15 protein-coding genes and 1 pseudogene are annotated in these 21,415 nt (G+C 31.1%); 9 read left to right on the forward strand and 7 right to left on the reverse strand.

The genetic code is table 11. The annotated features are described in order from the left end of the window. The coding region (locus tag VLB80_02120) for a hypothetical protein (GenBank protein HSC24993.1) at positions 1 to 379 on the reverse strand (379 nt) is incomplete at its 3' end. A gap of 311 nt (positions 380 to 690) precedes the next feature. Here VLB80_02120 and VLB80_02125 point away from each other — a divergent pair. Next, positions 691 to 1,637: pseudogene (locus VLB80_02125) on the forward strand (carbohydrate kinase family protein). Here VLB80_02125 and VLB80_02130 read toward each other — a convergent pair. Then, complete coding sequence (locus VLB80_02130; protein HSC24994.1) at positions 1,634 to 2,743, reverse strand: PP2C family protein-serine/threonine phosphatase; 1,110 nt, start codon at positions 2,741 to 2,743, stop codon at positions 1,634 to 1,636. The pseudogene VLB80_02125 and the gene VLB80_02130 overlap by 4 nt on opposite strands. Positions 2,744 to 3,043: 300 nt before the next feature. Between VLB80_02130 and VLB80_02135 the strand changes: the two genes are divergently transcribed. From VLB80_02135 to VLB80_02145, 3 genes are all read left to right on the forward strand, one after another. Beyond that, positions 3,044 to 5,722: an HAD-IC family P-type ATPase gene (locus VLB80_02135; protein HSC24995.1), complete on the forward strand. Its 2,679-nt coding sequence runs from the start codon at positions 3,044 to 3,046 to the stop codon at positions 5,720 to 5,722. 73 nt (positions 5,723 to 5,795) lie between these two features. Beyond that, complete coding sequence (locus VLB80_02140) at positions 5,796 to 6,533, forward strand: OmpH family outer membrane protein (protein ID HSC24996.1); 738 nt, start codon at positions 5,796 to 5,798, stop codon at positions 6,531 to 6,533. 97 nt (positions 6,534 to 6,630) lie between these two features. Continuing rightward, positions 6,631 to 7,218, forward strand: a complete 588-nt coding sequence (locus tag VLB80_02145; GenBank protein ID HSC24997.1) for a hypothetical protein — start codon at positions 6,631 to 6,633, stop codon at positions 7,216 to 7,218. A gap of 16 nt (positions 7,219 to 7,234) precedes the next feature. On the opposite strand, the gene polA is transcribed toward VLB80_02145, so the two are convergent. Then, a complete protein-coding gene (gene polA, locus VLB80_02150) occupies positions 7,235 to 9,958 on the reverse strand; it encodes a DNA polymerase I (protein HSC24998.1) in 2,724 nt (907 codons plus the stop codon). 102 nt (positions 9,959 to 10,060) lie between these two features. Between polA and VLB80_02155 the strand changes: the two genes are divergently transcribed. The 4 genes from VLB80_02155 to VLB80_02170 all read left to right on the forward strand — a co-directional run bounded on the left by VLB80_02155 (position 10,061) and on the right by VLB80_02170 (position 15,719). Next, complete coding sequence (locus VLB80_02155; protein HSC24999.1) at positions 10,061 to 11,026, forward strand: hypothetical protein; 966 nt, start codon at positions 10,061 to 10,063, stop codon at positions 11,024 to 11,026. Positions 11,027 to 11,192: 166 nt separating this feature from the next. After that, the gene (locus tag VLB80_02160; GenBank protein HSC25000.1) at positions 11,193 to 12,962 is read left to right on the forward strand and encodes an ABC transporter ATP-binding protein; all 1,770 of its coding nucleotides are present in this window, start codon (positions 11,193 to 11,195) and stop codon (positions 12,960 to 12,962) included. A gap of 394 nt (positions 12,963 to 13,356) precedes the next feature. Then, entirely contained in the window at positions 13,357 to 14,517 is a 1,161-nt protein-coding gene (locus VLB80_02165; GenBank protein ID HSC25001.1) for a hypothetical protein, read from the forward strand. Positions 14,518 to 14,537: 20 nt separating this feature from the next. Continuing rightward, positions 14,538 to 15,719 (forward strand): hypothetical protein, encoded by a 1,182-nt coding sequence (locus tag VLB80_02170; protein ID HSC25002.1) that lies wholly within the window; start codon positions 14,538 to 14,540, stop codon positions 15,717 to 15,719. Between the two features lie 52 nt (positions 15,720 to 15,771). Here the strand turns inward: VLB80_02170 and VLB80_02175 are convergent, their stop codons facing one another. Both VLB80_02175 and VLB80_02180 read right to left on the reverse strand, forming a co-directional pair. Then, entirely contained in the window at positions 15,772 to 17,148 is a 1,377-nt protein-coding gene (locus VLB80_02175; GenBank protein ID HSC25003.1) for a hypothetical protein, read from the reverse strand. A 377-nt stretch (positions 17,149 to 17,525) separates the two neighbouring features. After that, the gene (locus VLB80_02180) at positions 17,526 to 18,395 is read right to left on the reverse strand and encodes a hypothetical protein (GenBank protein ID HSC25004.1); all 870 of its coding nucleotides are present in this window, start codon (positions 18,393 to 18,395) and stop codon (positions 17,526 to 17,528) included. A 255-nt stretch (positions 18,396 to 18,650) separates the two neighbouring features. Here VLB80_02180 and VLB80_02185 point away from each other — a divergent pair, with 255 nt between their 5' ends. Continuing rightward, a complete protein-coding gene (locus tag VLB80_02185; GenBank protein ID HSC25005.1) occupies positions 18,651 to 19,742 on the forward strand; it encodes an ankyrin repeat domain-containing protein in 1,092 nt (363 codons plus the stop codon). Between the two features lie 255 nt (positions 19,743 to 19,997). On the opposite strand, the gene VLB80_02190 is transcribed toward VLB80_02185, so the two are convergent. Beyond that, positions 19,998 to 20,960 (reverse strand): proline iminopeptidase-family hydrolase, encoded by a 963-nt coding sequence (locus VLB80_02190; GenBank protein ID HSC25006.1) that lies wholly within the window; start codon positions 20,958 to 20,960, stop codon positions 19,998 to 20,000. Continuing rightward, on the reverse strand, positions 20,960 to 21,415 hold a 456-nt coding region (locus VLB80_02195; GenBank protein ID HSC25007.1), incomplete at its 5' end, for a heme-binding protein. The genes VLB80_02190 and VLB80_02195, both read right to left, overlap by 1 nt.

Here is a 21,415-nt window from a genome sequence, read left to right on the forward strand (position 1 = left end):
GCATGATGGGTATAGTTTCTGTATGCAGAAAATACTGAGCACACTTGCTTGTGTCTTTTTCTCCGTAACGGGAAGATTTGCTGTACTTAAATTGAGCAGTAGTGCCTTGTATAACAAGTGTTCCAGTTATTTCACCTATTAATGTGCAAGAAGCAACCACACCATTTCTTGTTATGTCTATTTTTTCTTCATTTTGCTCACCATCTAGGTAATTTTTAATAGATATATCAGGATTATAATTACCATCTTTGTTAATAGAAAGTTTTTTTTGGTATTTTTGGTTCCATAGATATAATTCGTTTAATGATGATGAATTATACATACCTATTGTTGTACAGGAAGTAGCCAATGCTATGCTCATAATAATTATATTAATCATAAAAAATTTCACCTAGTTTGTAGTGATATCAAAAAAAATAATTATATATAATATAACATTATAAAGCTTATAATTCAAAATTATCTATAGAAAAAATCATGTGCAAACAACAGTAAACTGCATAATATTAGGTATGTAATTACTAAAAAAATATAAGGATTGTAATGAAAAAAATCATGACCATTGGTAGTGGCATGCGCGATGTTTTTGTTCAGTACGAAGGTGTGGAAACATTACATTTACATACAAAAGAAGAAGATCTTGCATATGTATGCATGCGAGCAGGAAGAAAAATAGAAATACAAAACATCATGTATTATTGTGGTGGAGGAGCAGCCAATAGCGCTGTATCATTTGCACGAGCGGGGTTTAATGTTGAAGCGTTTTTTAAAATTGGCAGCGATCCTGCAGGAAATTTTATTGTGAAATCATTAGCTAAGGAGAATGTTTCCACAATCCATATTCTACAAACAGATCAAGCCCCAACGGGTAATTTTTTATTATTCCTGGGCCGCAGGGCAATAGTGCCGTATTAGTTCATAGAGGGGCAAATATTACCCTAAGGCAAGAAGAATTGCCAGAATTAGCTATTGCTGCTATAGATCAATTATATATTACGTCATTAAGTGGTCCTGCAGCACAATTATTAATTCCCATAACCCAACTAGCTAAAAAATATAATAAACCTGTAGCATCTAATCCTGGCACTAGTCAGTTGCATGCAGGAGCTATATTTTTAAAAGAAGCATTATCTGCTATTGATATTCTTATTTTAAATAGTTATGAAGCGGAACTGCTTATGACATCATTACTAATAAAAGTACCTATCTTTGATACTATACAACCGGGTGATGATACATTACCGGAACTACTGCGAAAGCCTCTTGGATCAGCAACTACATGTTTTACGTTACCGCAATTTTTTAAGGAAGTTCATCGATATGGACCACGTATTATTGTGGTAACCAATGGAGCAGAAGGTGTTTATGCATCAGATCAAAAAACAATATATTTTCATCCAAGTATTAAAATTAAGATTGTCAGCAGTATTGGTGCAGGAGATGCATTTGGGTCATGTTTTGTAGCACAACTTATGCATAATAAATCCATTGAAGATGCATTACGTGCTGGAGTTATTAATAGTGCTTCAGTTATTGAGCAACTTGGCACACAATCAGGATTGTTAACAAATGAAGAAATTAATCATAGGCGTACTTTACTGGATAAAAATTTGCTCAAAAAATATTTTGATTTTTAGCGATGTCGAAACAATCTATAACACAAAAGGCCGGCTATCGTTGCCAATGCTGTTGCTGAAAGTCCGTATATATATTTCTTCGCCGTTGGTTGAGTTATCCACCAAGTTCGTATTTGTCTAAGTATGGAGACAGTATCTATTTTCTGCAGTACTGGTTTATCATTTACTTGGGTCTTAGGATTTTGAGAGGATGTATTTATATCGATGTTCATATTGTTTTGCATTAATTTTTTATCTAAATATACAATAATAACTGATATATTATCGGTACTTCCTGCTGTTATTGCTTCATAAGCTAGTGCTCTTGCTACAAGCTTCAGGTGATCATCTCCATTTTCTTTTATAGGCTCATCAGATAGTCCTTTTAGTTGGCCATATTGCACGACTGGATTATCTGGGTATTTTGTTTTTAACTGCTCTGCAGGCATTTTCATTGTTTGAGAAACTATCTTAACGGCGCTTTCGCTTGAAATATTATTCCAAATACCATCAGAGGCAAGAATTAAAAAATTATGTTCTTCATTGAGATTTATTTCATGAATTTCTGGTATTGGTATAATTAAATTATCTCGTAGTTCTTTATCGCCTATGGCACGTGATACTTCAATACCATTAACCCTCATGCCGCCTTCACTATTAGTAATCTTGTCTTCTCCGCCTGCTTTTTTTATCCGATCGAGCTCGTGTGGGTTTTTTGGTGTATGATCAGAAGTTTCAAAAACAACATTCCCATTATGCTCTAAAACTAGTCGCGAATCACCCACCCATCCTACCGTTAATGTATAAATATTATTTTTTTCTTCTAAGATTCCAACTATCGCTGTGGATCCTTGGTATCCATACATAATATTACCAACTTCACCCTCAGGGCTTTTTTCATCAGCTTTGCTAAAAGCATCAATTAGTTTTTCCGTTGTTGTTGCCTTCGTCGATTCCTTAAAAAAATTATAAAAATTATTTTTTAAAAAATTGGAAATTTCCTTCCCGCCGTGCCCATCAAAAAGACCGGCAAAAAAAGAATTATTATTCGTGTGACAATCAATGGTATCTTCTTGCCGCCAAAAAATTGTTCCATTTTCTTCTTTCCACCCTTTGCCGTTAGTCATTAGGCTGCATCCATATTTTATTAGACGGGAATCAATAGTTGATGTATCCATTCCATATAAAATGGAAAAGGAAAAAAAAGAAACGAAAATTATAGTTATTTTTATCATTTTATGAGCTTTTAATGTTAGATTTGTATTTTGTTTATATGAAGTATAGCATACATAAAGTATAAGATTTAGTATTTTTATAAAAAAAATTAATGATTAAATGGGAATTAATCGTCAAAATATCCTTTGACTTTATTTTTTTATTATATTGTCTAAAATTTAAATAATTTTTTATTAAAAGGAATATATACCATGAAATTGTATCAAACAAATGTTGAAGATATAATTAAAAATCTTGATGTTGAATCAGAGCAAGGATTATCACAAAGTGAAGTTGCAAAACGACAACAGCGGGATGGGTATAATGTTTTACAGGGAATAAAACAACGTACTATTTTTTCTTTATTTATTAGTCAATTTCAAAACCCGCTTGTATACATTCTTTTTTTTGCAGCTCTTATTATTTTTATTTTTGGTGAAAATAAGCTTGATGCGTTTGTCATCAGCGGTGTTCTCTTTTTTAATGCAATTTTAGGAACAGTTCAAGAAGCGCGTACAAAAAATATTATTGAAAATCTTAAACATTATATTAAGACGGAATCAGTGGTATTGCGTGAGGGTAAAAAAATAATTGTTGATGATAAGGATCTTGTTGTTGGCGATATCATTTTTGTACAAGAAGGACAAAGAGTTCCTGCTGATGCACGTATAATATTATCTAATAATTTACGCGTTGATGAATCAGCGTTAACTGGTGAAGCTGTTGCAGCAAAAAAATATAGTGATACCATTCACGATGAAGTTCCTCTTGGTGATCGTAATAATATGCTTTTTAAAGGAACGTATGTATTAGCCGGATCTGGCAGCGCTATAGTGATTGCTATAGGAGTGGCTACTGAAATTGGAAAAATACAGACAATTACGGAAGAAATTGATACTGATATTCCTTTACGTAGAGAACTGGAAAGACTTTCTCGGTGGATTTTGCTTTTTATTCTCATTACCTGTCTTTTTTTATTTAGTATAGGACTTTTTACCGGTAAGCCGATTAAAGAATTATTGGTAATGCTTACGGCACTTTTTATTTGCGTAGTGCCTGAAGGATTACCAGTGGTATTGACGCTAGTACTTGTTGGCGGAGCGCTACAGATGGCGAAACATTTTGTTCTTGTTCGTAATATGCAAGCTGTAGAAGCACTTGGGCGAACTAATGTTATTGTTATTGATAAAACGGGAACGCTTACTCGTAATGAAATGGTAGTTTCTCGTGTGTGGGCATCAGATGCTTTTTGGCAAGTGACTGGTCAGGGATATCATTGTCAAGGTTTACTATGTAAAAATGGTACTATTGTCAATGAATTTGCTACGGAAAGTGATCTAGTTCATATGGCTATTGCTGCAACTTTACTGAATAATGCGGAAATTATTCATATACCTAACCTTGATATTTTTGATATTAAGGGAGATCCAACGGAAGCAGCGCTCGCTGTTTTTGCACAAAAATGCGGCACTGCTGTTAGTGATCAAATTTCTCATTATGAGAAGGTATATGAAATTCCCTTTGATTCAATTACTCGTTATCACGCAGGTTTTTATAAGAACGATACACATTGTGTTGCCTTTATTATTGGATCACCAGAAGCTGTTTTAGCACGATCTACATTTCATAATCATGAAGAAGTATTACAGATTTTTCTTGATGATGGACTTCGGGTAGTTGCGATTGGAATGAAGTTGTTATCAATAAATTCATGTAATGATTTACATAGCATTGAAGAGTATCAATCATTTATTGATACAGATATTAAGCTGCTTGGTTTTGCAGGCATTGAAGATTCCATCAGGCCTGATGTAAAAGAAGCAATTCAATTAACCCGAAATGCTGGTTTATCTGTTATTATGGCAACAGGAGATCACCAAATTACTGCACTTCATGTAGCAAAACGGGTTGGAATTTATAGTAAAGGTGATGATTATATTGATGGTTCTGAAATGGATCAATTAACAAATGAGCAACTGTTGAATCGTATTAATAACGTTACTGTGTTTTCGCGGGTATCACCGCAGCATAAAATGCGTATTGTTGAACTTTTACAAAAAACAGGAAAAATTGTTGCGATGACTGGTGATGGAATTAATGATGCACCGTCATTAGTAAAAGCAGATCTTGGGATTGCTATGGGAAGTGTTGGTACAGAAATCGCAAAACAAGCATCAGATCTTGTTTTACTTAATGATTCATTTGTTACTATTGTTAATGCAATTGAAGAAGGCAGACATATTTTTTATACGCTTAAGCGTATTGTTCTTTATTTTTTTTCAACCAATATGGGTGAAATTCTTATTGTTCTATTTGCTTTCTTGGTAACATTAATCAGTGGAGTAGATATTCCATTACCAATCACAGCTGTACAAATTTTATGGCTTAATTTAGTAACAGACGGTTTTTTAGATGTTGGACTATCAATGGAACCTAAAGAATCAGAATTGCTTACCCATAATTGGCTCAAAAAAAAACACCAACTAATTGATAGTGGATTATTATTAAAAATGTTATTTATGGCACTACCAATGGCTATTGGTTCACTTACTGTTTTTCTTGTATATTATCAGAAGGATATAGCATATGCTCGTACTATGACATTAATAACAATGGCTATGTATCAATGGTTTAATGCATGGAATTGCCGTTCAGAAACGCATTCACTTTTCACCATAGGACTTTTTTCTAACACGTGGTTGATTGCTGTTATGGCATTAGTGCTTGCATTACAATCTGCGATTGTATATGTGCCATACATGCGGTATGTGTTTAAAACAGTACCACTATCCTTACACGATTGGATTATTGTTATTGTTATAACTGCGCCCATTATTTTTATGGAAGAAATTCGTAAATTAGTTGTAAAAAGATGGTATCAGCGGCATTGACTCGTACTATCAAAAATAGTAGAGTATCTTTGTTGTATATTTTAATAAGTTTATTTTTTTTTAAGGAACGTTCATGAGAAATCGTATGTTTAGCGCTACCATCATGTGTGCAGCATTAATAAGTAGTACGTATAATAATGCTGAAGATAAAAATCAATTTGTATCTTCAGAAACAAAAAAAACTAATAAATCATCAGAGCTTGTTGTTGAAAAAATGACTGGTCGTTCTATTTCTACTGTTGATATTCTTGGTGATAGCAATGTGATGGTTGAAGCAGCAATTGGTTTTGTTGATTCATTTGCTATTATGGGTGACTGTCAAGAAGGTCAGAAAGCACGTAAAGAAATTGAAACTAAACGAGATTTAGCAAGCACAGAAATACAAGAAGAATCTAAGAAATTTGAAAAAGCTAAATCTGAGTATGTAAGTAAATCAACTACTTTGAGCGATTCTGCACGTGAGAAAACAGAAAAACAGTTAATGAAAATGGAACGTGAACTGAAAAATCTTGTAGCAGAAAAAGAAGAAGAGCTTAAGTCAGACATGCAAATTGCAACAGAAACTTTAGCACAAGGACTTGATGCTGGTGTAGCAAAATTAGCTAAGAATGAAAATCTAGATGTTGTATTTGATAAAATGACGGGTCGCGCGATGTATGTTTCAGAAAAATTTGATTTTACATCTAAGGCGATCAAAGAAGTAAATAAAAATTATGAAGTAAAACTTGCACAAAACAAACAAACTGAAAGTGCAGTTAAAGTTGCTGATAATAAATCTACCGCAACAAAATCTCCTAAAATTAGTGCATAAAGTTTATAAAAATAAGAGGGCGGTTGAGTTACTCAACCGCCCTCTTTAATAGTATTAATTACGACAAAATAATTTATAAGATATCCTGTGAATAACTATGATACAAAATAGAAATAAACATTTTTTTTTACTGTTATTTGTTGTATCGTTATGCACTGCTGTGCAAGGCATGGGTCAACATATTATTCCCTTAACTATGCAAGCACTACAACAAAAAAAAAGTGAACTTCTTGATCTATTCAGTAAAGAAGCAAAAAAAGTAGGTAAGGAGAAAACTGAAGGAACTAATTTTTTGCTTGATGAGGCTATAGCGCTATATTGGGCTTCCTTTAAAAAAAAGATTGAAGGAGCTGATTGTATCGCAGTGCTACACAAGATGCATTGTGGATGTTCTTATATGGGTTTAACAATTATAGATTTTGATCTATTGACTACAGATTTTAATAAAAAAACTAATTTTAGACCCTATGCAATAAAAAAAGAAGAGGTAAATCAATATCGTTTTCATGGTGTTATTCCAACACCACTGGATAAACAATTTGCCTTACTTGAAAAATGGAAGCAGTATCCAGCGACTATAAAAAAAATATGTCTTTTCTACAATTGTTGTAATAGTGTATTACTTACTGAGTTGAGAGATTATATTGGACAGCTTACATTTGATTTAGAAGAATCATTATTGTAAAAAATATTGATTTTTTTTACTTAGTAATTGCTTTCCAATCCGCACCATGACGTGTTGTAACAATAAGAGGCACATTCCATGCAATAACGGATTCCATTGCATCTTTTATAAGTATCTCAACAGCGGCAACATCAGATTTAGGTGTAGAAATAATTAATTCATCATGAATTTGTAATACAATAGAGCTATCTGGATGGTTTGTTGTCAACTCTGTGTTCACTGCGATCATTCCTAATTTTACAATCTCTGCTGCAGTTCCTTGCGCAACAGTATTAATTGCTATGCGACATGCTTCTTCGTACAATGTGCGGTTTTTTTCATATATAGCAGGAATATATCGTCGACGGCCCCAAATGGTTTCCACGTATCCATGTTTTTTTGTGTATTCAATAACAGATTCCATCCAGGCTGAAACCTGAGGATATTGTTCAAAGTAACGTTCAATATAAGTTTTAGCATTTTTAAAAGAAATACCTAAATCCTTGGAGAGGCCGTATGGTGTAAGTCCATACAAAACACTAAAATTAATACGTTTACCTAATTGTCGCTGATCATGAGTAACCTCATCTAAGGCAACATTAAATAAATGCGCAGCAGTTTGTTGATGAATATCATGGTTTTTCAAAAATGCATCCAATAAATTATTATCTTGCGATAAATAGGCAAGTACACGTAATTCTATTTGAGAGTAATCAGCAGAAATAAAAAATTTATCAGATTCAGCTTTAAACGCAGCTCGTACCTCTATCCCATAACTTGATGCATCAGCCGGAATGTTTTGTAGATTTGGATTTGAACTTGCAAGACGTCCCGTTGCTGTTGCTGTTTGGCTGAATGTTGTATGAATACGGTGCGTTTTTTTATTAATATATGTTGGCAGTGCATTAATATAAGTATTCTTTAATTTCGTTAGCTCTCGATATTGCATTATTAATTCTGGAATGGGATGCAATACTGCGAGAATTTTTAAAACTTCTTGATCTGTTGAATATTTGCCCGTTGGACTCTTTTTTTGTGGCGGTAATTGCAATACGCTAAAAAGAAGATATTCCATTTGCCGAGGAGAATTTAAATTAACTGCTTCTTTGCCTAGAACGTGAGCAATTTCTGCTTCAATTACTGTTAATCGTGCAATTACTTTTGTATCAAGTTCTTGAAGACAAGCAACATCAAGATTAATACCTTCTTTTTCCATATCACATACGATGTCAATTAAAGGATGCTCTATTGTTGTATATAAATTATGTAACTTTTTTTCTTGTGTAAATGCTTCTTCTATGATTGCAACAAGACGAAATGTTTGATATGAATCAGCACAAGAATAAAGGGTTGCCAGCTCTAAAGGAACATAGGAAAAATCTTTATATGTATGTCCTTTAGTAATATCGTCATATGAAAGCATTTCTTCATTAAAAAAGAAAAGAGATAATTTTTTTAAACTTGCTGCTTGCCATTCTTTAATAATAAGACTAGCACCAATTAAGGTATCAAGCGTTATTCCTTTGAGCTCAATGCCATGGCTTGCAAGCACTAGCTTGTCATACTTTGCATTATGCAAATATTTTTTATAGCGTGAATCTTCTAAAATTGGCTTTAATGCTATGCTAATTTCATCAAATGATAACTGTGTTTCATCGCTCCTATGTCCACAAGGAATATAATATGCAGTTTTTTCATCAGCACAAAAAGAAATACCAACTAATGCAACTTCAAGTGCCTGCAGACCAGTCGTTTCGGTGTCTACTGCAAATGCACCTTTTTCTCGTAGATAGTCACATAAATCAGTTAATTGTTGTGATGTTGTTACTGTTTTAAAATTGTATTTTTGCCAATAAGTTATTTTAGTTTGAATATTTTGCAGCGATTCTTTTTTAGTTTCTCCAATATTCGTAACTAATGATTTAAAGCTAAGTCTTTCAAATAATGGCTTGCTTTTATTCCACGAATTTGCGTTAAAATATAATTCTTCTACAGATAAGTTCATCGGATGATAGTGCAATAAAAATAATTCTAAACTGAGTACTGCATCATTTTCATGTGCCAATAAAGTTGTTTTTGTGCTTGTTTTTTTTATCGCCTCAATATTTGCATACATGTCTTGCAATGAATCAAACTGATTGACCAGATCAACGGCTGTTTTAGCGCCAATTCCTTTAACTCCGGGAATGTTATCAGACGTGTCACCAAGCAATGCAAAATAAAAAGGTATTTTTTCTAGAGCAAAACCCATTTTTGCTTCTATAGCTGCTCGATTAAAAAATTGCTGCTTAAAAGCATCTAATAAATAAACATGCTCACCAAGTGTTAATGCTTGACCCATATCTTTATCAAGTGTTACAAATACTACTGCCTTATCAGGTGCTATCCATTCCTTAGCTAATGAATACATAAGATCATCTGCTTCGATACCTGATTGTTCAACTTGACGCATACCAATAAGATCTGCAAATTCCAAAATATATTTTTTTTGTTCAAATAAATCACTTGGCGGTGCTTGACGGGTAGCTTTATAATTGGGAAATATTTCATGTCGCGTTGTTTTACCTTTGCTATCCCATACAAGAGCTACATACTGTGGACCGTATGTATCAATCATTTTTTTGATCATACGACAAAAACTAAAAACTGCTTGTACCGGAATGCCTGATGGTGTATGTAACGGTTTAAGCCCATAATATGCACGATACAAAAAAGAAGATCCATCAATAAGAAAAAGAGTTTTTTGAGCATCAAATTTCATATATTGCCTATAATTAATTTTAAATTTTTTGATTATATATTATTATAAAAAAATAGCACACATCACTTTATTAGTTTAATTCGTTTATGAGAAAGTTACAAAGTGATAAAAATAAGATTTTTGTTTGCAGCAGTTAGTATAGTATTGGGCGCTCATACAATCGCCGCAATGAACCCCGTTGATACACATCTTGTTATCATTCCAGGGCAAAATGGTTTGGGCGGTGATAATATAGATGTAGTTTTGCCCTATTTTAAAAATAAACAGCATTTAAAGCACAAAGTAGAAACACCTTTACAATTACCTGATTTTGGTCAAGGCAGATGTTTAAATTATTTAGAGCAGACAATGAGGTCTTTAAATGAAACGGATAAAGTTATTCTTTATGCATCTTCTCAAGGAACAGCAACCGCAATAAATTATACAGCTAAAAATCCTGATAAAGTTAACGCGTTAATTTTAGAAAGTATTATGCTTACTGGTAATAGTGCTATTGAGTATAATAATCCCTTATCTTTTGTTCCGGGAAGTTATTATTTTTCACCGTATTTAGCAAAATTTTTATATCCCTGGTATTGCCCTGCAGGAGAACAACCACTATTTAACCTTAATGCGTTACCAAAGACTTTGCCTATTATTATTATACATACTATAAACGATTCTCAATTGTCATATAAAGATGCTGAAGCATTATATACTTATTTACACTATTGTAGAAAAAATGAAACAGAATCAAATATATATTTAATTTCTCACGATTCAGGATTCTCGCCTATGCATGTTAACTTGCTCAACCAAAACGATACACAGAAAATAAAATGTATTAATGATATTTTACAAAAAAATACATTATTACCCTTAGAGCAAAATGACCTAAAAGGATTTTATAAGGTGCAATACTCACCAGAACCAATCCTAGCATGGAAAAATCACTTTAATCTAATCCTTAGTAGAGAAAAAAGATTTTGGTACATAGATTGGGGAATAAAAATTATTTTTTGTAGTCTGCTATTGTATATGATTTCCCGATCAGGTAGTGCAAAGAATGTTTTTAGACTTGTGTCATAATATATAAAAAAACTTACGTGCGGTGTATAAGAGATACGTTTTAATGAGAGTTAATGTGCGTTAAACGTTTATATAACGATCTTAGTAATAGACATTTTTTTGTTTTTTTTGGATGATTAGCGAAAAGATTTATATCATCTCGTGAAAAGGTTAAGGAGCGTTTTTTATGCAATCTCAAGGAGCATTGGCATTTATTTTTATGATCATAAGGCCTTTTAAGATATATATTGGTGGTATGGCTATTGTTGCTTTGGTATGGGCCTTCTTACTTAATGTGCAGCCATATCTGGTTAAGACTATTTTAAATGTAGCAATGAGTGATAATCAAGAATATCTTTTTCAGCAACTTGCATCTTTAATAAGTTTATATCTTATATCTGAACTTATTTATATTCTTATTTTTCGTGTATATGATTGGATAACTATTCAATTGCGTCCAACTTTAAAGCGTTATATAACTCGTACGCTCATGGATAGAATGATGGAGCATTCTCATTCTTTTTATCAAAATCAATTTGCAGGAAGTTTAACAACACGTATTGTTGATATTGCAACTGCTATCCCTGATATTTTACGCATAGTTATTGATCGTCTCATGGCATGTTTTTTAATGCTATTATTTGCATTGTATAATATATCGCAGATTCATATGAAATTTACTCTAGCTTTAGGAATATGGGTTATATTTTTTTTAGGAATTTCTATTGTTTTAGTTTTTCGTAATCAATATTTGGCTTATGATGTGGCTGATGCTCGTGCAGCTGCAACTGGTTCGATTGTTGATATTTTGATGAATATGGCAAGTGTTCGTCTTTTTGCTGGTAAAAAATTTGAACATGCTTATTTAGCACATTTTACTAATGATTCTGTTATGAAAGAACAAAAAAGAGATTGGTTTTTTTTAAAATTACATGCATTTCAGGGTGGATCATTTTTATTGTTTCAAGTAGTTTGTTGTTGGTGGTTACTTAATGGTTTGGTGTACAAAGTGATTACGCCAGGAGATTTTGTTTTAGTTCTTACATTGAACTTACATATTATTGAAAATTTTTGGAATATTGCAAAAGATATGCGTGAATTTTGGGAAAAAATGGGTAGTATTGTTCAAGGCCTTGCCATAATTCAAACACCTATTGATATATGCGATGATGTTGATGCCAAAGATCTTATTATAACTAAAGGTGAAATTGTTTTTGATAATGTTCAATTTCACTACCATGATGCAGAATCATTATTTGAGCATAAATCAGTTATTATTCAACCTGGTCAAAAAGTTGGTTTAGTCGGGTTTTCGGGAAGTGGTAAATCTACATTTGTTAATTTAATTTTGCGATTGTTTGATGTTACATCAGGAAGAATTATGATTGATGGTCAGGATATACGACATGTAACACAAGATAGCTTACACAATGCCATTACCATGATTCCTCAAGATCCATCTTTATTTCATCGGTCATTATTAGATAATATTTTGTATGGTCGACGTTCTGCAGCTCATCAAGAAGTAATTAACGCAGCAAAGCGTGCATATGCTCATGAATTTATCGTGACGTTAGCATGTGGTTATGATACACAGGTTGGTGAACGTGGCGTACGTCTGTCCGGTGGCCAGCGGCAACGCATTGCTATTGCACGTGCTATTTTAAAGAATGCACCTATTTTAATCCTTGATGAAGCAACGAGTCAACTGGATTCAGTGACGGAAAGTCAGATTCAAGAGAGTCTGTGGGAGTTGATGCAACATAAAACAACATTAGTCATAGCACATCGCCTTTCTACGTTATTACAGATGGATCGTATCCTCGTGTTTGATAATGGTAGTATTATTGAAGATGGTTCTCATGAAGAACTTCTTGAACAAAATGGTCTTTATAAAAAATTATGGGAAGCACAAATTGGCGGATTTTTATTTGATGATCAAGTAGCGCAAAGCTAATAATTTTTTGCTACAAAGAGTCGCAAGATAGACCTAATACATAATTAAAATATATAAATTTAATTGATTGTTTATTCTTTTTTTAAGTTCGTATGCTTCGACAAGCTCAGTACGAATGTGATTGGAATAATCACTGATAAAACTTATAAGACCAACAAAGGGCTTTTAAGCTGGCTGTCATTTATTGCTAAACATTTATAACACATACAACTGTTATGAAACGTCACGATGTATTTCAAAAAATATACTATTATAATTGTAACAAAATAATATTACATATCTCTTTCAAGCGATAAATATTTTTTGATTTTTTTTACAAAATATATTAATTTTATATAATTCATTAATAATAGATTATATATTTACTCCACGTATTTTTTCTAAAGGAATTTTCATGCATAAAAGATCTTTATTCTTTGTATTATCAATAATGATGATCAACATACTCATCAAAGCAATGGACTCATTTGAAACGTCACAAAAATGCATCGTTCCTAGTTTAAAAAGCATTGCTGAACAACATATTATTCGTAATCATAGAAATAATCATCCTTGTGATCACATAGATCAATTGTTAAAAAATGAGAATATTCCGTATGATTTTCATGATGATCTTAAAGAAGAATTTGTAAAACAATATGCTGGCCATGGTTTATCTGGAGGATTTAACCAAAAACAACTATATAATAAAAGCATTTCAACAGCAATAGTGGATGATCAAGGAAAGCATGTTTTTTTTGTATCTCGTCACAGTACAAATATTGAAAAATTAGATACAGAGTCAGGCGCAATTGTTGGCTATATACAAGGACATACAAATAATATTTTCGCTCTTATTAGTCATAATGAATTATTAATATCAGGATCAGCGGATGATACAATTAAATTGTGGAATCTCAATAATAACAAATGTATAACAACATTATATCATGGCTTAAGCGTTTATTCGTTAAGTGCAGAAAAAAATATTGTATGCAGTACATCACTTAACGATATAAAATTATGGGATATATCATCTGGCAAATGCTTTCAATCTTATAATATCTTATGTTTAAAGTCACATCTCAAAAATAATATTTTATATGGGATAAGCAATGGCTTTAGTGATGAAAAATATATAAATTTTTTATTAAGAGTAGATATACGTTCATCTAAATATATTAAATTTGAAAACATAAATGATTTTGATTGTTTTGTTAATCATCCTGATGTAGAGGCTACTTTATATGTAGGAAAAAATAACAGTATTGAGGAATGGGATATGCGTAAGTCTGATGTACCAGTGCATATCTTTTACCATAACAAGAATGATACTAACGCTATGACAATACAAAATAACATTCTTTATGCAACTACATTATACAAAGGAACAATAAAATTATACAATATACAGAATCACACAGATATCGGAACCTTGCCAACAAAAGCTTGGATTTGGAACTTACAGATACATAATTCTGGACTTTATGCTGCAGGCGGAGATGGTCTAATTAAATTAACTACTAATTCATATGATGATATTTATAACGCTTTAAAAAACCATAGAGATAAATAATTTACTTTAAAGGAATCAGTATGAATAAAAGATCTTTGTTTCTTGTATTATCAATAATGATGATTAATATACTCATCAAAGCCATGGATTCATTTGACACGTCACAAAAATGCATTGTTCCTAGCTTAAAAAGCATTGCTGAACAACATATTATTCGTAATAATAGAAATAATCACCCTTGTGATCACATAGATCAATTATTAAAAAATGAGAATATTCCGTATGATTTTCATGATGATCTTAAAGAAGAATTTGTAAAACAATATGCAGGACATGGCTTATCTGGCGGGTTTAATCGAAAACAGCTATATGATAAAGATATTAGAACAGCAATAGTAGATGATAAAGGAAAGCATGTTTTTTTTGTCTATTCTAATTATTATGATTTTAATATCATAAAATTAGATACACAATCAGGCCAAACTATTGGGCATATATCAGGACATTTCAATATTGTTAAAGCTCTTATTAATCATAATGTTAATAATAGTGAAATATTAATATCGGGATCGGCAGATAAAACAATTAAATTATGGAATCTCAATAATAACAAATGTATGGCCACATTTGATCATAAAGAAGTGGTTGATTTGTTGTCTGCAGAAAAAAATATTCTTTGCAGCATATCAGATAAAAATATAAACTTATGGGATATATCAGTTGGTCAATGCTTCAAAAAATGTTATAACTACTATGCAACCATCATGTCTCATTCATATCTCAAAGATAATATTTTATATATACATTCTTTTAATCGAGAGAATATGAACTCATGCTTATTAACATTAGATATACGTTCATTTAAAAAGATATTATTAAATAATATAAACAATTTTTTTTGTTTTTGTAATGATCCAAATATAACAACAACTATATATGTAGGATTGAATAATAAAAATGGTATTGCTGAATGGGATATTCGTAATCCTAATAAAGAAGTGCAGCGTTTTTATATTGATGATGAGGTTACCGCTATAACCATACAAAATAACATTCTTTATGCTGCCTCATTCGATTGTTCAATAAAATTATATAATATACAGAATCACAGAGATATTGAAACTTTGCCAATAAAATCTTTCATTCGAAACTTACAGGTACATAATTCTGGACTTTATGCTACTGGTTCAAGTGGTTTAACTCAATTTTCTACCAATTCATATGATAATATTTATAATGCTTTAAGAAAAATGTATAAATAAATTATAATATTTCGCACTTCGAATTTGAATTTGTCTTTGTGCTTCATTTCTGTCATAACTCCCAATGTACACATTGGTTTAGCTGTGTTGCAATAGTATCAATATTGTTACTGTCTTGATTTTTATATAAGAGCGATTTTTCTGTATCAAATATAAGTTTAAAAATATACATTACCAATTCTTTTGGTAATAGAGATAAAATGTTTTTTTTATCATTCATTACACAATATAAAAATTTAATGTTATTACTAAAAAATCTTTCCCATTTTTCAAGATATGCAAGATCTTCATCTCCTTCTGTTGGTACAAAGCCTAATGTAAACAGAGTTTGTATGTATCGAGATTTTTCTTCAAATGAAGCTTTTGGCAATAAGATAGTTATGCCTAAAAAAGAATAGCCATCTATTTTTTTTTGAAATTCAGGATGTGTAATGTCATAATAAAAAGTCTTATTTTTTAATAGATAATATTTTGAATATTTTTTTTCTTGATAAATCCATCGGAAACCATGTATATTATTAGACAATTCTTCTTCACCCATTGACGGCGATGCTAATTTAACTCTTAACTTAGCGCGTTGTGTTTTTATTTTTTGAATATAACTGTTATTTTTTCTAACCAAACACCGCTTAATGATTTCTTCTTTTATTTTTTGATTAGGAAAAATTCCTTCTATAGTATAATCTTCATCTAATTCTAGTCCTTCAACGCCATATACTTTTTTTGACTCACTTTCTGTAATGCATTTAGAGTTGAAAAAAGCTTGCAGTAATACAGGACAATCTTTTAATATTTGAAGCTTTGTGGATCCGTTAACATCAACAAAGCATTCTAATAGTTTTTGTTTGCCATTGGTATCAAGAGAGTATTCAACAATACCAATAGATTCCTTAATTATCTCTTTAAATTTACCAGTATCAGGTACCCAGCCATATGCATACAAGCAAGTCTCTTCTTTTTTGCTAAAAAAAGTTAAGCTGATATCTTCAACAGGCAGACCTTCTTTATACCAAGAAGGAAATCCTTCTAAGCATTTTTGATCTATATTATTATTGCCATTAAAAAAAACTAAATTAAGATGTATTCCTTTTCGAAGTTTCTCATACAAAGGATACGACGCTGTTAATGGCATATCACGTTGCAAATACGAATAGGCGCTGCCATACTTATGCCAAGTAATTGGGAAATTAGGAATATTATTTTCCAAATGTTTTCTTCTTACAATAGCAGTTTTTTGTATTTTATTATTCCAACTTTTATCTACCAACGCCAAGGCGCATAATTCGGAGTGGCTCAATAATGTAATATCATTGTAAAGGATGATTTCTTTAATGAGATCATTATGTTCACCAACTTCATTCATACATGATAAAGGTAATGTAAGTGTTATAATCGTCATGAAAAAATTAAACAGTATATATGTGCTCATGAAAACCTTTTGTTTATTACAATATCGTGAACAGTTTTTAGAAAAAATTAATTGATATTTTTTTGATCGCATTTTATACAAGACTTCCGTAAAATTACGATAAATATGATTTAATCGATTTATTGGTAAAATAAGTTATCGTAAGAATTACTTTTTTAGTTGGCTTATAAAAAAAATTGAGCCCTTCTAGTTAAATATTAAAAAAAAGATAGCTCAATGATCGGAAAATTCGAACACAAATTAATCTACCTTATTTCATTACTTTTGTCCAATCAGGACTTACGTATCTCAAGTTAATATTTTTGCATTACATCGATAACTTTTCTATAAAAAGATTTTTAAATTACATTAAAATATATAAATTTAATTGATTTTTGTTATTCTTTGATTTCAGGTGTTATGTTATTTTGTTGTATTTTTAATATTTTTATTATGTATTCAAGATTACTACGTTCCTGATTCATTTTTGTTCTATATGCTGATGTGAGTTTATGATTATTATAATTAGCTATTGTACTTAAAACAAGCGATAGGACTACAGCTGATTGAGCTGAAAATGGCATATTATTAATATAAGCAAATATACAGAGGCCTTCAACATATGTTAAAACTCCTGTTAACATTCCTTGTATAAAATTTTCTAAACCTCTTTCATTACTTTTAAACAAAAGAGGTACAAAAATAAGTGGTAAATAAAATATACTATTACATTGTGTATAAAGATCAGTGTAGTTTAATTTTATAAGATTATTTGTATTGTTTTCTAAGGCTTGTGTTATGTTTGCCGAGGTACACGATTTAAAAAGAGGCGTAATATCTTTAATAATAGAACGATGTGAGTCAGCATAGCTTTTCTGTAGTTCACTAATTTTTTTATTATAAGCTTCTAATATTTTTATAAGTTCAAGTCGTTCCATGTTAGCTGGGTCATATTTCTTTTTTAATAGGTGTATTTTCTCATCTATTTTTTCCATATTTTTAATGTGATCAATAGTTTGAGGCATTATATTTATGAAATATTTAAGATCCTTATAAAGTTGACATTCATTTCTTTGTTCAGTTATAGAATGGTGTATTTTTTTACTAATTTCATGTGAAACTTGTGGAAATAGGGGTAGTAATAATAAAGGATTCTTTGTAATGGCTGCTGCTGTAATGTTACTAATGTTTGCAATAAAGTTTTTCAGTGAATTTTTAGTGTCGTTTGTTATGTTTTTTGAGGGTGTTATTTGCTGAATAGTATACAAATGGCGTGACTTTTGTGGAATGATATTCATTGAATAGAGAGATGAAAGATTTATAATCGCATAGCATAATAATTATGTGTAATTTTTTCATGAATAACTCTTTGTATAAATATTTATATTAGTGCTGAATTATATTAGTATGCATCTATTTAATAAGTAAATAAAAAACAAGAAACTTTGTTGTATCTATTTTTTTTGATATATTGCGTATCATTATTAATAATGTTCTACGTGATATATAAAAGGATTTTTTTTATGAAGAAATATTGTCGTATTATTTTTTGTGTAGTTATTTTTTGTGAGACTACTGTTTTTGGTATGGATTCTGGGGTAACAAATTATACGACAGGAAGTAACTATAAAAATACAGAAAAGACATTCAATATAACTGCTTGTTTGTATGGATATAATTTTAAGGATATAATTGATCAAGGAAAAACGGCAGAGATATCGTGTTGTAATAAGTTTATCTTTGATTGCTGCGCAAAAAAATTAAAAAATGATAATTTTCTTGTGCCATTTTTTACTGACAAACAAAAAGAATATGCATTGTTGTGGGCAACACAAAGACGTTCATATCCAAAAGTAAAAGAGTTGATCAGTGTATATAATGTTAATCCTAATGCAGATAATCCTTTAAAGCTTTCCCCTTTAACCATTGCGCTGCACAATGAAGATTATCAGATGGTGCAGATTTTAGCGGATAAGGATTGTAGAGTGAATAATGCCGCTGAAATACCAGGTTCTATTATTGCAATATATACTAAAGACTATAAAGCTTTACAGAAATGCATTGATAGTAATTGCTTTAATCCAATGTATATATGTGAAGATTGGAATAACAATAATGTTTTGCATATTGCTGCAAGCCTAGGCGATATAGGTATTTGTAAAATACTTCTTGATCAAAAAGCAATCGCTGCTCAAGTCAATTGTGTAAATAACAAAGGAGATTCTCCTCTTGCTATTGCATTGCAGAATCGACATTGGGAGGTTGCTAATCTTTTTGTTCGGTATTCAGATTTGTCACAACATTTAGAAAATATTAAAACATTATTTTTTCTTGCATGTAAAGAAAACAATGTAAAAGCTATTATGCTCATGAAAAAATATCAATTGGATAATATGATAAATGTGTGCAATAAGGATGGAGATTCTCTTTTACACATTGCTGTACAACATGGTAGCGCTGAAGTTGTTGCTGCATTAGTGTGTATGTCTGGAATTAATATTAATGCTATTAATAAGCAAAATAAAGCTCCTCTTGATTTGGCTCAGCACAATAGCAAAATTTCCGAACTATTAAAGACACATGGCGGTTTACTAGGTAAAAATATGGTTAAATAATTTTCATTGGTGTGTATGAAAAAAAAGATATTGTTATATTGTTTATATGACTATTCTTAAAAAATGTATTCAATATTGAAGATGGTTCTCATGAAGAACTTCTTGAACAAAATGGTCTTTATAAAAAAATATGGGAAGCGCAAATTGGCGGATTTTTATTTGATGATCAAGTAGTGCAAACTTAATTATTTTTTTAGTATAGGTAATTTTAATAATATGATTTTTTATTATTAATGTTCAAAAAAACAGTAAAGTTTAGATTTCTTTATAAAGAGCTGCACAGTATGCGTCTTCTTCTTCTCTATGGGGCATATGTGTACTATGTTCAAAGATAATTAATCGGCTGTTTGGTATCTTTTTGTGTAATAGTTGCATATACTCTGGTGTCATTGTATCTAATCTTCCTGCTGTCAGTAGCACGGGTAATTGTAATGTATGCAATAAGGGGATAAGATTGAGATTTATCAAATTTCCTGTTGCTGAAAATTCATTGGGTCCCCACATCTCATTTGATATTTTTTTGTTAAAAGTGAGGGTATTAAAAATAGAAGAATCTTTACTAAAGATAAAATTTTTAAAAAAAACGGAACAAACGGTTTGATATTCTAGATTATCTAAGGTTCCGTTATATTCATTAGTGTGTATAATTTCATATATATTTTTACTTTGAGCTAATTGCTTATAGTTTTCTATCAAATGAGGTGTGCTGATATAGGGGCTCGCAAGTATTAATTTTTCTACGTGTGATTCGTTTTTTAATGTGTATGATGTGGCAATTGCCGCACCCCATGAATAACCAAATAATATGATTTTATCAAGATTCAGTCTATCAATTAGTATTGTAAATTCATCAACATAATGTTCCAGTGTCCATTGTATGCAAATGTCATCCTTAAGTAAGGATTTACCACATCCAGATTGATCATAAAAAATACATGGTTGATTATATGCAAGTTGCTTTAAATTAATTATATACCCTGATTCTAAGCCAGGTCCACCGTGGATAAAAATAATAGGTGTTTTATGTTTTGTTTGAGAGGTAAACCATGTTTGAGCCCAAAGTGTACAATATTCAAAATCTAGATAGTGTTGTTGCAATTGTAATGGTTCCATATGTGATAATCCTATTTCTGGGATTATTGTTAAAATAATGGCCACGGTAAGTTTTAATGAGAAGAATTTTTTTGTCCAATTAAGACCATTCAGTAAGCTAGTCATTAAGATAAGTCATCTGATAGTATATCTAATCCTGCTTGTGCGCAGATTCCATCTAATTCCGGAGTTGCTCCGCTTATGCCTATTGAGCCAATATGTTGACCATCTTTTGTCATTATTGGTAAACCTCCTTCAAGCAATACTATATTTGGAACGCTAAGATATGGCTTATTAATCATAGTCTCATTACGCGCGGCAAGGTCTTTTGTGGAAATAGGCATACTTGCTGAGGTAGAAGCTTTTAGTTGTGCCATTCTGATGCTGATAAAGGCATTACCATCCATGCGTCTATAGTATTTTAAATTTCCATGATTATCCATGATGGCGACGACAATTTTTAGATTCTTTTCTATTGCTTTAGCTTCAGCGGCATCAGCCATTTTTTTTGCCATATTCAGTGAAAGTGCTTTATCCGTTATTGTCATTAACTTCCTCGTTGGTAATTTTATCTGGTTATT

This window comes from Candidatus Babeliales bacterium, assembly GCA_035455925.1.
Taxonomy (GTDB): domain Bacteria; phylum Babelota; class Babeliae; order Babelales; family Vermiphilaceae; genus SOIL31.